The organism is Pontibacter sp. LHS1 (assembly GCF_058932855.1).
In genome coordinates this window covers 122939-135231 of sequence record NZ_JBZYWF010000004.1, presented here as the reverse complement: position 1 = coordinate 135231, position 12293 = coordinate 122939, and the positions used below count along the sequence as shown (strand labels likewise).

The following is a 12293-nucleotide window of genomic DNA, read 5'->3' as shown; positions in this document are numbered from 1 at the left end:
CAAGTATGTCAATATTAGCATTTCAAATGCCAGAGAAAGTTGTAATGGAAAAAGCCGACGACTTTCATGGTTTATTTGAATTCAAGCCGCTTGAAAAAGGTTACGGAGTAACCATCGGTAATGCTTTGCGAAGAATTTTGCTTTCTTCTCTGGAAGGTTACGCAATTACTAGCGTTCGCATACCTGGTGTACTGCATGAGTTCTCGTCTGTTGAAGGCGTAGTGGAGGATGTATCTGATATCATCCTCAACTTGAAAATGGTTCGCTTTAAGAAAATTAGCGAAGTTATTGATGACAAGGTCACTGTATCTATCTCAGGTCAGGATAAATTTGTAGCTGGTGACATCAGCAAATTCTCTACAAGCTTTGAGGTGCTTAACCCAGAGCTTGTAATCTGCAACCTGGACAAGAACATGACACTGGAAGTTGAGCTTACTATTCAGAAAGGACGAGGCTACGTTCCTGCTGAAGAAAACAAGCCAGCAGATCAAGTTTTTGGTCTTATTCCAATTGATGCCATTTTCACGCCTATCAAGAATGTAAAGTTCAGTGTAGAAAATACACGCGTTGAACAGAAGACTGACTATGAAAAGCTATTGCTTGACATACAGACTGATGGTTCTATACATCCTGAGGATGCCTTGAAAGGTGCTGCCAATATTTTGATTCAGCACTTCATGCTCTTCTCTGACAACACAATGACTTTCGAAACAGCTAAGCCTGAAGAAGAAGAAGCTGTGGATGAAGAACTGCTGCACATGCGCAAAGTACTGAAGACTTCACTTCAGGATATGGATCTTTCTGTAAGAGCTTACAACTGCCTTAAGGCTGCCGACATCAAAACGCTTGGCGACCTTGTACAGTTGGATATCTCTGACATGATGAAGTTCCGTAACTTCGGTAAGAAGTCTTTGACAGAGCTTGAGAACCTGGTGCAAGAGAAAGGCCTGACTTTTGGCATGGACCTTTCTAAGTATAAATTAGAAGAAGATTAATAATCCTACGGCATAATTCCCGATCCCCGGGTGGGTTGATCGACGGTATGCCCGTGCACAATTCAAAATAATGAGACACGGTAAAAAAATCAATCACTTAGGAAGAACCGCTTCGCACCGTAAAGCAATGCTGTCAAACATGGCTGCTTCGCTTATCCTGCACAAGCGTCTTTCTACAACAGTAGCTAAAGCGAAAGCACTACGCAAGTATGTCGAGCCTCTACTGACAAAATCTAAAAACGACACTACTCACTCCAGAAGAACTGTTTTTGCTTACCTGCAGGACAAAGATTCTGTGAAAGAGCTGTTTGACGAAGTATCTGTAAAGATCGCTAACAGACCAGGTGGTTACACTCGTATTCTGAAGACTGGTTACAGACTTGGTGACAACGCTGAAATGTGCGTTATCGAGCTTGTTGACTACAACGAGGATATGCTGACAACAACTGGTACTGCCGGTGGTGCTAAGAAAACTCGTCGTCGTTCTTCTTCTAAGAAAAAAGGTGCTGAGTCTACTGAGGCTTCAGCTCCAGCAACTCCAGAAGCAGAGGGCACTAAAGATGAAACAAAAGATGCTGAATAAGCTTCATTTGTGAAATATTGCAAAGGGACATGACGGAAGTCGTGTCCCTTTTTTATTTTTGTATCAAATTATTAAAATGAAGAAACACACAACTTCCGAAGCTATTCTTTTATTGCAAGATGGTACCGTCTTCACAGGTAAGAGCCTGGGGCGCATCGGTACAACAGGTGGTGAGTTATGCTTTAACACAGGTATGACTGGCTATCAGGAAATCTTCACGGATCCATCCTACTATGGTCAGTTAGTTGTCACTACTTTTTCGCACATAGGAAATTACGGTGTGCAGTCCGATGAAGTAGAATCAGAAAAAGTACAGATCAATGGTCTTGTATGTAAAGAGTTCTCGCACTTCTTCTCCCGTAAGCGTGCAGAAGGTTCTTTGCAGGATTACTTTGAAAAAGCAGGTATAGTTGGCATCTGTGAGATTGACACTCGTGCCCTGGTGCGTCATATACGTGACAAAGGTGCCATGAACGGCATTATTTCTTCTGAGACTGCGGATATAGCAGCTTTGAAGCAGAGATTAGCTGAAGTACCATCAATGGCTGGGCTTGAGCTATCTTCGCATGTGAGCACACCAGAGGTATACCACATGAAGCCTGAGGAGGTGAAGTATAAAGTGGCTGTGCTGGATCTTGGTGTGAAGCGAAACAGCCTGAACAATCTAGTGGCGCGTGGTTGTGAAGTAAAGGTGTTCCCTTATGATACGCCGTTTGAGGAAATGGAGAAGTGGAACCCAGATGGTTACTTTATTTCAAATGGTCCTGGCGATCCTGCAGCAACTACAGTGGCGATAAACAGTGTGAAGCAAATCCTTGATAAGAACAGACCGATGTTCGGAATTTGTATGGGGCACCAGATGCTGGCACAGGCTAATGGCATTGCTACCTACAAAATGCACAATGGCCACAGAGGACTGAATCATCCAGTGAAGAACCTGATTACAGGTTTAAGCGAAATTACTTCACAGAACCATGGATTTGTGGTAGATGCTGAACAACTGAAGAACCATCCGGACGTAGAAGTGACGCATATCAACCTGAACGATAATACTGTCGAAGGTATACGTATGAAGTCTAAGCCGGCTTTCTCGGTACAGTATCACCCGGAATCTTCCCCTGGACCACATGATTCCGTTTACCTATTCGATGATTTTATCGACCTGCTAGAGCAAAACAAGTAAAACTATATAAAAACAAACCGATGAGCTTAATTACAGATATTAAAGCCCGCCAGATCTTTGATTCAAGAGGCAACCCGACAGTAGAAGTTGATGTGTTTACAGAGAGCGGCGTTTTAGGCCGTGCTGCTGTTCCGTCTGGCGCTTCTACAGGTGTGCACGAGGCGGTAGAACTTCGTGACGGCGACAAAGGCAAGTACATGGGCAAAGGTGTGCTGCAGGCCGTTCAAAATGTAAACGAGAAGATAGCTGAAGAGCTTGTCGGATTTCCGGTGTTCGAGCAGAACCTGCTTGACAAGATCATGATCGAGTTGGACGGTACGGAGAACAAAGGCAACCTGGGCGCTAATGCAATCTTGGGTGTGTCATTGGCGATTGCTCGTGCTGCTGCGCAGGAACTAGGTATGCCGCTTTACCGCTACGTAGGTGGCGTAAATGCTAACACCCTTCCTGTACCAATGATGAACATCCTGAACGGTGGTAGCCATGCTGACAACGCCATCGACTTCCAGGAGTTCATGATCATGCCGGTTGGTGCGCCTTCTTTCTCAGAAGCGCTTCGTATGGGCTCTGAAGTGTTCCATCACCTGAAGAACGTACTGAAGAAGAAAGGACTTTCTACGAACGTAGGCGACGAGGGTGGCTTTGCTCCTAATATCGCTTCCAATGTAGAGGCAATCGAGGTGGTACTGCAGGCAATCGAAGCAGCTGGTTACAAGCCGGGCGACGACATGATGATTGCCATGGACGCAGCCAGCTCGGAATTCTACGACAAGTCTACCGGCCTGTATACCTTCAAGAAGTCGACCGGCGACAAGCTGACTTCTTCTGAAATGGTAAGCTACTGGAAAGAGTGGACGGAGAAGTACCCGATCGCCTCAATTGAAGACGGTATGGACGAAGACGACTGGAAAGGCTGGAAAGAGCTGACTGAGTCAATCGGCAGTAAAGTACAGTTGGTTGGCGACGACCTGTTCGTAACGAACGTGAACCGTCTGCAGCAAGGTATAGACCAGGGCGTAGCCAACTCTATCCTGATCAAGGTAAACCAGATCGGTACATTGACGGAAACCATCAACGCCATCAACTTAGGTCTGCGTCATGGGTATAAGAGTGTGATGTCGCACCGCTCTGGTGAGACAGAAGACAACACAATTGCTGACCTGGCAGTAGCGTTGAACACAGGACAGATCAAGACAGGTTCGGCTTCCCGCTCTGATCGTATGGCCAAGTATAACCAGTTGCTTCGCATTGAGGAGGAGCTTGGCGAAGTGGCTTATTATCCTGGAAAGAAGTTCTAAAGAACATCAAGAAAATATTTTAGGCATAAGGCTGTGGGTTTATGACTCACAGCCTTATTTTTGTGTAAAGCCCTCAGAATAATATCTATAGTTTTTTATATATGCTTAATCGTATACCTAAGTTTGTTCGCAGTTTTTATTTTATAACAGGTATGCTGTTTTTGGTGTGGATGTTATTTTTTGATTCGAATGACTTTATCACGCAGTACCGCATGAGCAGAGAGTTGCGCGATAAAGAAATGGACAAAGAGTACTACCTGGAAAAAATGGCCGAGGTACAGCAGGACCGTGAGGAATTGATGGGTAATCCGGAGCTGCTCGAAAAATTTGCCAGGGAAAAATACCTGATGAAGCGCCCGGGAGAGGATGTGTTTATCGTTGTGCCGAAGAAGGAGAAGTAAGATATAGGTCCATCGATGGATGTGCAGAAAGCTGTTTTGACGAACAGCTTTCTGCATTTATAGCCCTTGGGAGCCTAAAAGTCATAAATGTCGTAGGAATGACATAGAAACACCGGCAGCTCAGATGATACTTTTGATGTAGTATTGAGAAACAAATCTGTAGACACGATGAAGCAGTTAGGAAACAAGATTATCGGAATACGAAAGAGAAAGGGCCTGAGCCAGGAGGAGCTGTCAGAAATGGCAGGTATAAGCCTGCGGACTCTGCAGCGTATAGAAAAAGGGGAGACCGAGCCACGAGGCTATACCTTAAAATCCATCTGCCAGGCACTAGACGTTGATGTGGAGGAAGTGTATGACTACGGCAAAGAGCCAGATAAAGGTGTGTTGCTGTTGATGCATCTGTCGGTGCTATCTTATCTGTTAATGCCTCTTGGGAATCTCGTTTTCCCGCTGATCATCTGGATTACACAGAAAAAGAAAGTGCTCCATGTGCACGAACAGGGCATCAGCCTACTGAACTTTCAGATTACCTGGTCTTTAGTCACCTATCCACTGGTTATGCTTTTTGCCTGGATGAAGATCATGCATTATCCTGGTTCGTGGTATGTGTTGGGCGCCTATCTGGTGCTATACTTCCTGAATGCACTCCACGTGATTAGGGTTTGCTGGCTGGTCATCAAAGACGCTACACATGATCCGTACCCTGTTTCGTTGGCTATATTAAAGGTATGAGCCGGGCTACCAGGTATAAAGCATGACCATCCCCACACCTCCCCTTATTTTTTCGTAACTTTGCGTATAGCGCTGCCCAGGTATAGGGCGGCCTCACTAACGTATAAGAACATGGCAAAAGTTGCGATAAACCTTTCTACGGGAGCCCTTCAGCAGGAAGAGGTGATCGTAGGTATAGATCTTGGGACTACCAATAGCCTGGTAGCCTATATACATCCTGAAACCAAAAAACCGGTAGCTATAAATGACCTTGGTCGTGGTACGATCGTGCCTTCTGTGGTGCACTTCACCCAGAACGGCGAGACGATTGTGGGCAACGAGGCAAAAGAATACCTCACCACTGACCCGGGCAATACCATTTATTCTGTAAAACGCCTGCTGGGTAAATCTTACAAAGACCTGGGCGAACACAAAGACTATTTCGGCTATAAGATCATCGACGATGACAGCGAAGGACTCGTGAAGATCAGGGTAGGAGACAGGTTCTATTCCCCGATTGAATTATCTGCAGAGATTTTGAAAGAGCTGCGTGAGCGTGCTGAGCATGCCCTCAAAACGCCTGTGAACAGAGCGGTGATCACAGTGCCGGCTTACTTCAATGACTCGCAGCGTCAGGCTACCCGCGATGCCGGTAAACTGGCAGGGCTGGAAGTGCTGCGCATTGTTAACGAGCCGACTGCAGCTTCGCTTGCCTACGGTATAGGTATAGATCCTTCAGAAGAGAAGACGATCGCTGTATACGACTTGGGCGGTGGTACTTTTGATATTTCTATTCTGAGTCTGCACCAGGGTATATTTGAAGTGCTCTCTACACACGGCGACACCTACCTGGGCGGCGACGACATGGACCGGGCTATCATCAATTACTGGATCCAGGAAAATCAATTGGTGGCAGATACGCTGAACGAGGACAAAAACCTGCAGCAGGAATTGCGTTTGAAGGCAGAGGAGGCCAAGAAGGCGTTGAGCCAGCAGCAGATCTATACCAGCAAGGTGAATGATATTGAATGCGGTATTACGCGTCACAAATTTGAAGAGCTAATTGCCCCGATCGTGGCCAAGACCATCGACAGCTGCCGACAGGCGATGGGCGATGCCAAACTGAAGCCGGAGCAGATCGATGCCGTGATCATGGTGGGTGGCTCTACCCGTGTGCCAATGGTATACGAGGCAGTGTCGGAGTTCTTCGGAAAGCCTGCCAACAATACCCTCAATCCGGATGAAGTAGTGGCCCTCGGCGCTGCCATTCAGGCCGATATCCTGTCGGGCAACCGCAAAGACATCCTGCTGCTGGACGTGACGCCGCTTACGCTTGGCATAGAAACCATGGGCGGACTGATGGACTCGATCATCCCGCGTAACTCCAAGATACCCACCAAGGCAGGTCGCCAGTACACGACTTCGATCGATGGACAGGTGAACATGAAGATCTCAGTTTACCAAGGCGAGCGTGACCTGGTGAAGGAAAACCGCAAGCTGGCTGAGTTTGACCTGAAAGGTATACCGGCTATGCCAGCAGGTTTCCCGAAAGTAGATGTAAACTTTATTCTGAACGCCGACGGCATCCTGAAAGTGGAGGCAATTGAATTGCGCTCAGGAGTACGCCAGGAGGTGGAGGTGAAGCCACAGTACGGCCTGACAGATTCTCAAGTGGAGCAGATGCTGATGGACTCTATTACCCACGCCCGTGAGGACGTATCGGCGCGTATGGTGATCGAAGCCCGCACCACGGCTGAGCAGATGCTGTACCAGGTGGAGCGGTTCCTGGAAAAGAACAACCAGCACCTAACCGAAGACGAGATAAAGCTGACGCAAGAGAACTTACAGAAACTGCGCGACGTGCTGCCAAGTGGCGACAAAGATCAGATTCTGAAAGCCGTGGATACCTTGGAAGAGCAGACAAGCCCATTTGCGGAGCGTGTCATGCAGATTTCCATTAAGCAGGCGATGGCAGGCAAGAAAATAGAGTAGGCTATACCTGCTGCTTATACCCGAAAACAAGAAGAGCTGACCGTGATGGCCAGCTCTTCTTGTTTTTACGATCGGCTAAGGGAAAGCAGGGCGTCAAGCAAGGTATAATTCAGGTATAGCAGTGTAATCGCCACGATCACCCCGACCATGATGTTGGCATACGGTTCGTCCTGTTCGCGTACGCCTTTCACGCCCCAATATACATAGGCTATGAGGGCGAGCAGGCCGTAGAGCAGCAGGAGCACAGGTATAGCAATCAGCACCGACTCCGGAACGAGCCGCCAGAAATAGTTGAACCCCAGCCAGGCCACATTGAGGATCCAGGACAGCACCAGCATCATAATGCTGCGCCGCGTGGAACCCAGGCCAAGCACCCGGAACAGGGTTATACCTTTGTCCGTCGCCATGGCTTAGAATTTTACGCCGAACTTCTTGCCAACTTCTGCCAGGTCTTTTTCAACAGGTGGCAGCAGCGGTATACCCTTCTGAAGGCGTTTGGCTGTCATGATGCGCTCCGGATCACCCGGTATAAGCACGGCTTTTTCACCTCGTTTTACCTGGGCGTTGCGGAAGGCGTTGATCCAGTTGTCCATGTGGTGCTTAAACTCGTCGGCAGGGCGGAAGGCGTCGATGCGCATGGCACCGAAGAAGTGTCCTATACCTTGCCCCACCGGATCGGCGGGAGGAGCCAGGAAACTTACGAACGGTGGCACCCAGGGGCCGTAGTTGGCACCCGACAGCACACCTGAGAAAATATCGACAATAGAACCCAGCGCATAGCCTTTGTGACTGCCGCGGTTCTTGGTGCTACCCAAAGGAAGCAGCGCACCGCCAGCCTGTACCTCAAAAGCGTTGGTAGAGCCCAGCCCTGTAGCTGTCTGCACCCATCCGCTCGGCGTTTTCTTTTGCTTGCGCTGCAGGATCTCTAACTTGCCATTAGCGGCAGTGGTGGTGGCCAGGTCGGCTACAAAAGGAGGCTGCTCGTTGGCTGGCACGGCTACCGCAATCGGGTTGGTGCCCAGCATGCGCTGCGTCGAGTGGGTTGGTGCCACCAGCGGACTGGCGTTGGTCATGGCCATGCCGATCATGTCGCGCTGCAGGGCCTGCATGGCATGGTAACCGGCTATACCGAAGTGGTTCGAGTTGCGCACCGACACCCAGCCTGAGCCAACATTCTCTGCTTTCTTCATAGCGATCTCCATTGCACGAGGCGCGACCACCAGACCAAGTCCGCTATCGCCATCCACTGTGGCGGTGCTAGGCGTTTCGTGCACGATGGAAATGGTGGGCTTTGAGTTGATGCGTCCGGCTTCATAGAGGCGAATATAGCCACTCAGTCGGGCCACGCCATGGGAATCGACGCCGCGCAGGTCGGCTTCCAGCAATACCTGGGTGGCTAGCTGTGCATCTTCCAGGGAGCAGCCTATGTTCAGAAATATCTCGCGGGTGAAGTCGAAGAGGTGTCGGTATGGGTACATAGCAATCTTGTTAGTGCCGCAAATTAAAAAAATATCAGGCCAATGCCTCGCAATTCCTCAAGCGATTGTCCTTCACGGAAATTATACCTTTGAGCATCATTTATATACCCTTTTTTCTATACTTTCGGGATTCATTAGAAAAGTGGAATGGATTTTGACTTGGCCAATATAGGCTAAAACGATACGACTATGAAAAGAGCATTACTTCTGATCTGGATACTCACAGCGGCTGTCGCGGTACAGGCACAGAGCCGGCTTGTGTTTAATGAAGCTATACCTGTTTCTTTCCTGATCAGGCAGGAGGCAGCTGGCAACAGCAGTCAGGTAAACAGCAACAAGCTGATACAGCTGCTAACCGAAGGAGGCACGACTACCAATAAATCTGGCGGGCGCCCGAGCCGCAAGCCTGAGTTTGTGGTGCGCCTGGAGCAGCAGGCCCGCATTGCCAAAGCCGGTGATCAGCTGCAGATCAAAGTGCAGCTGCAGCAAATAGGCGTGAGCGGCAATGTGCATTATCGCGGCTTCGACCTGGGCAGCGTGCTCTTGCCGGAGCACACCAAGATGACGGTGCGTTTACTTAACAGTCAGCAGAAAGAAGTAAAGCGCTATAGCCTGCCTGCCCTGAACCTAAAGCCGAATGGCATTGTGGCACTCGAAACCACCGTGCCAGACACCGCCAATGGCCAAGGCTATACCTTGAAAGTGGAAGGGCTGGAGTTGGTGTATACCCATGCAGATGTGCAGGAACTGGAGGAACGGATCAGCCTGATCAAAGACTACTATGCTGCTGATGCCACCCTTAATAAGATGCTGCAGGATGTCACCCTGATCAAGCACGACGACGTGGACCGCATTAAGCAGCAGGACCAACGCCTGCGTGATATGGAAGAAATGCTGAAGAAGCTGCAGGACAAGCGCTTCTCTGATAAACTGAGCCTGAACCAGTACGACCCGCAGCGCTATGTGGCCAAGTCGAACCAGCTGAATCAATTGCTGAAAGAGCGTCGCAAAGCAGTGAACCATACCTTGGCTACGCTCGACCAGCAGTTCTACAACAGAGGCATCAGCCTAATGGCCCGCAACAATCTGGCGGCTGCCAGCACTTATTTTGTCAAGTCGCTGGAGGTGAACCCACGTTTCGCGCCTGCGCACCTGCAACTGGCCCGTCTGGATTTCATGAGTGGCAACGTGCACGAAGCGGCTGGCCGTACCCGCGACATCCTCACTCAAATGCGTGTAGACCCTGAAACCCAGCAGATGGCTTTGGGGCTGGCGCACGACATTTACAGCTCGTTTATGGCAGAAGGTCATGCTCATAACAGCCGTGGCGACTATCGCAGTGCCGTAGCAGCATACGCCGATGCCCGCACTTTGTGCAGCACCCTGGGCGGACTGCGCTGCAACATGCCTGCCCTGAATGACGGTGAAGGCCGTGCCGTGTTTGGTTATTACCGCAGTATAGTGGAGGAGGGAAAGCGCTCTCTGAGCCGTGGCGACCTGGCACAGGCTGAGCAGATGGCTGACGATGCCTATACCTTCCAGCGCCAGTACGACTACCTGCTGCACGACGCCACTGAGGCGGCTGAGCTGCAGGGACAGGTGAAGTACCAGTACTATGTGCAGCACATTGACAAAGGTCGTCAGGCCATGAAGTCAAAAGATTACCGCAATGCACTGGAGCAGTTCGAGTCGGCATTGGCGTTAGAGCAAAGCTATACCTTCCAGCCTGTGCGTGAGCTTAATAGTTTGTTGCAGCAGGCTGCCAAACCAGTGCTGCTGAGTCAGCTGGCTGAGGGCTATACCCTGGCCATGGGCAACAGGCTCGCCGATGCCAGAGCAGTAGCCAGCTCAGCTGAGAATATGCGCAGCCGCTATGCCCTGGAACGTGACACTGAGGTGCAGGCCAAGTATATCGAATTACGCGATCGCATTTTTACGCAGGAGTGTCTGAACGTGCAAGCTGAATACGACCGCCATTATGCCGCTGCACAATCGCTTGTGAAGGAGAAGAAGTTCATCGCTGCTGACCAAGCTTACCAGGCTGCTCTTAATGCGGCCGGATCAAAAGCTACTTGCACCATCGCTACGTTCACGGCAGAAGACGGACGTGCCACCATTGCCGACGCAGCAGCCTACCAGCGCATGCTCGAGGAGGCGAACCGCATGGTAGCAACAGGTCGCTATACGGATGCCATACAACGTTACAACGATGCCGAACAGCACTACCTTAATAAGTCGATTGCTCGTTTCGGATTAGATCACATTTCGCTGTACAACTTTGCCCGGGAGCAAAGCAAGCTGGCCTTCACTGCTACTGTGGTAGATCATTTTACAAGTATCCATCAGGAAAAAGCAGCACTGCAACTTCTGGCTAAGCTGCTCAACAGTGGTTATGCCAAGGGCAAAACCAAGAAGACACAGCAGCAGCTAGGTATACAGTTGGCTATAAAAGACGTGAGCAGCGGCCAGACCGAAACGGCCAAGGTGATGGCAGCCACCTATACTCAAGGCGACAAGAAACTGAAGCACCTGGGCAAGGCCTATGAAAAGGAGCGTAAGAAGCTGGCGAAAGGATAAGTATAGTGATAGCCCCTAAACAGATCGAGCCTGCTAATTAAAGCAGGCTCGATCTGTTTTAATGTATATAGTTGCGACTACATCGATTCGAGTGCCTGCGCCAGTACACCTTCTTTTAGGGCATAAGCCGACACCCGAATCTCCTTTAGGCTATAAGTTTCGAGTATGAAGTCCACCAGTATACTGGCCAGCACAATCATATCGACCCGCATCTCCAGCATGCCAGGTATAGCCAGGCGTTCGTCATGCGTTTTGTGCAGGAGTTCCTGGTATATCTTGTAGAAGTCGGAGACCTGCAAGGAAGAAATTGCAGGCTGCGAAAGCTGTCGGGTATTGTCGCCACGGTTCAGCGCGTCGATATCACACAGGGTGTCGAACGTGCCGGACGCACCTACCAGTCGAGTGGGCTTATACCTTTCCACAGCTTCGGTGAGCGGCTGCAGTTTCTGCGCCAGAAACTGCTTCTCTGCTGCGACCTCTGCTACAGGTATAGGATCGTCTGTGAAGAACTTATCCATCAGGCGCTGGGCACCTACTTCAAAGCTTTGTTTCCAGAAGATCTCCTGGTTGTTGCAAAGAATAAACTCTACGCTACCCCCGCCAATATCCATGATCAGGGAGGTCTGTTCATCCAACACGCTGGCCGAGCGCACACCGTAGTAAATCAACTCCGCTTCCCGGGCACCGTCAATTATTTCTACCTGTATGTCGGTCTCCTTGAACACGTCCTTTACAAAATCTTCGCCGTTGCTGGCGTTGCGTACCATACTGGTCGCCATGGCCCGCACTGTTTCCACGTTATACTCGTCGATCTGCTTCCGGAAATCCTTCAGTGTTCTCAAAGCCCGTTCATAGGCCTCCGGCGCAATTGCCCCCTTGCTGATGCCTCCCTGGCCTAATCGTACGGGCAACTTGGTTTTCACGAAATCCGTGCGGTTACCATTGGCATCTACCTCCGTGATGAGGAGGTGAAAGGTGTTGGTGCCCATGTCGATGAGTGCGAGGCGTTTGGTCATAGGAGGAGAGAGTTGCTTTTTGTTATCAAGTATTTATAATCTATTAATTAGCGCAT

The 12293-nt window shown here is 49.8% G+C and carries 11 protein-coding genes; 8 read left to right on the top strand and 3 right to left on the bottom strand.

Annotated elements, in window-relative coordinates; translation table 11 throughout:
- Nucleotides 1-5 precede the first annotated feature (5 nt).
- From AC5FXQ_RS09820 to hscA, 7 genes are all read left to right on the top strand, one after another.
- On the top strand, nt 6-995 hold the full coding sequence (locus AC5FXQ_RS09820; protein WP_493602289.1) for a DNA-directed RNA polymerase subunit alpha: 990 nt from the start codon (nt 6-8) through the stop codon (nt 993-995).
- A gap of 70 nt (nt 996-1065) precedes the next feature.
- The gene (rplQ, locus tag AC5FXQ_RS09815; RefSeq protein ID WP_493602288.1) at nt 1066-1578 is read left to right on the top strand and encodes a 50S ribosomal protein L17; all 513 of its coding nucleotides are present in this window, start codon (nt 1066-1068) and stop codon (nt 1576-1578) included.
- 76 nt (nt 1579-1654) lie between these two features.
- Nucleotides 1655-2761, top strand: coding sequence for a glutamine-hydrolyzing carbamoyl-phosphate synthase small subunit (gene carA, locus AC5FXQ_RS09810; RefSeq protein ID WP_493602287.1), 1107 nt, complete (start codon nt 1655-1657; stop codon nt 2759-2761).
- Nucleotides 2762-2781: 20 nt separating this feature from the next.
- A complete protein-coding gene (eno, locus tag AC5FXQ_RS09805) occupies nt 2782-4059 on the top strand; it encodes a phosphopyruvate hydratase (protein WP_493602286.1) in 1278 nt (425 codons plus the stop codon).
- Between the two features lie 101 nt (nt 4060-4160).
- Nucleotides 4161-4460 carry an FtsB family cell division protein gene (locus tag AC5FXQ_RS09800; RefSeq protein ID WP_493602285.1) on the top strand — a complete coding sequence of 100 codons (300 nt, stop codon included), beginning with the start codon at nt 4161-4163 and terminating at the stop codon, nt 4458-4460.
- A 168-nt stretch (nt 4461-4628) separates the two neighbouring features.
- The gene (locus tag AC5FXQ_RS09795) at nt 4629-5195 is read left to right on the top strand and encodes a helix-turn-helix domain-containing protein (RefSeq protein WP_493602284.1); all 567 of its coding nucleotides are present in this window, start codon (nt 4629-4631) and stop codon (nt 5193-5195) included.
- 111 nt (nt 5196-5306) lie between these two features.
- Nucleotides 5307-7166 (top strand): Fe-S protein assembly chaperone HscA, encoded by a 1860-nt coding sequence (gene hscA / locus AC5FXQ_RS09790; RefSeq protein WP_493602283.1) that lies wholly within the window; start codon nt 5307-5309, stop codon nt 7164-7166.
- Between the two features lie 65 nt (nt 7167-7231).
- Here the strand turns inward: hscA and AC5FXQ_RS09785 are convergent, their stop codons facing one another.
- Together AC5FXQ_RS09785 and AC5FXQ_RS09780 are read right to left on the bottom strand one after the other, a co-directional pair.
- Nucleotides 7232-7573: a hypothetical protein gene (locus AC5FXQ_RS09785; protein WP_493602282.1), complete on the bottom strand. Its 342-nt coding sequence runs from the start codon at nt 7571-7573 to the stop codon at nt 7232-7234.
- A 3-nt stretch (nt 7574-7576) separates the two neighbouring features.
- Nucleotides 7577-8644: an Ldh family oxidoreductase gene (locus AC5FXQ_RS09780; RefSeq protein WP_493602281.1), complete on the bottom strand. Its 1068-nt coding sequence runs from the start codon at nt 8642-8644 to the stop codon at nt 7577-7579.
- A 189-nt stretch (nt 8645-8833) separates the two neighbouring features.
- Here AC5FXQ_RS09780 and AC5FXQ_RS09775 point away from each other — a divergent pair, with 189 nt between their 5' ends.
- Nucleotides 8834-11221 (top strand): hypothetical protein, encoded by a 2388-nt coding sequence (locus AC5FXQ_RS09775; RefSeq protein ID WP_493602280.1) that lies wholly within the window; start codon nt 8834-8836, stop codon nt 11219-11221.
- 77 nt (nt 11222-11298) lie between these two features.
- Here AC5FXQ_RS09775 and AC5FXQ_RS09770 read toward each other — a convergent pair whose 3' ends face one another.
- On the bottom strand, nt 11299-12237 hold the full coding sequence (locus AC5FXQ_RS09770) for a Ppx/GppA phosphatase family protein (RefSeq protein ID WP_493602279.1): 939 nt from the start codon (nt 12235-12237) through the stop codon (nt 11299-11301).
- Nucleotides 12238-12293 lie beyond the last annotated feature (56 nt).

What these genes read in the sequence shown, in the direction of transcription:
- carA (WP_493602287.1), top strand. Translation starts at nt 1,655, where the DNA reads ATGAAGAAACACACAACTTCCGAAGCTATTCTTTTATTGCAAGATGGT.
- AC5FXQ_RS09775 (WP_493602280.1), top strand. Translation starts at nt 8,834, where the DNA reads ATGAAAAGAGCATTACTTCTGATCTGGATACTCACAGCGGCTGTCGCG.
- eno (WP_493602286.1), top strand. Translation starts at nt 2,782, where the DNA reads ATGAGCTTAATTACAGATATTAAAGCCCGCCAGATCTTTGATTCAAGA.
- AC5FXQ_RS09785 (WP_493602282.1), bottom strand. Translation starts at nt 7,573, where the DNA reads ATGGCGACGGACAAAGGTATAACCCTGTTCCGGGTGCTTGGCCTGGGT.
- hscA (WP_493602283.1), top strand. Translation starts at nt 5,307, where the DNA reads ATGGCAAAAGTTGCGATAAACCTTTCTACGGGAGCCCTTCAGCAGGAA.
- AC5FXQ_RS09780 (WP_493602281.1), bottom strand. Translation starts at nt 8,644, where the DNA reads ATGTACCCATACCGACACCTCTTCGACTTCACCCGCGAGATATTTCTG.
- AC5FXQ_RS09820 (WP_493602289.1), top strand. Translation starts at nt 6, where the DNA reads ATGTCAATATTAGCATTTCAAATGCCAGAGAAAGTTGTAATGGAAAAA.
- AC5FXQ_RS09795 (WP_493602284.1), top strand. Translation starts at nt 4,629, where the DNA reads ATGAAGCAGTTAGGAAACAAGATTATCGGAATACGAAAGAGAAAGGGC.
- rplQ (WP_493602288.1), top strand. Translation starts at nt 1,066, where the DNA reads ATGAGACACGGTAAAAAAATCAATCACTTAGGAAGAACCGCTTCGCAC.
- AC5FXQ_RS09770 (WP_493602279.1), bottom strand. Translation starts at nt 12,237, where the DNA reads ATGACCAAACGCCTCGCACTCATCGACATGGGCACCAACACCTTTCAC.
- AC5FXQ_RS09800 (WP_493602285.1), top strand. Translation starts at nt 4,161, where the DNA reads ATGCTTAATCGTATACCTAAGTTTGTTCGCAGTTTTTATTTTATAACA.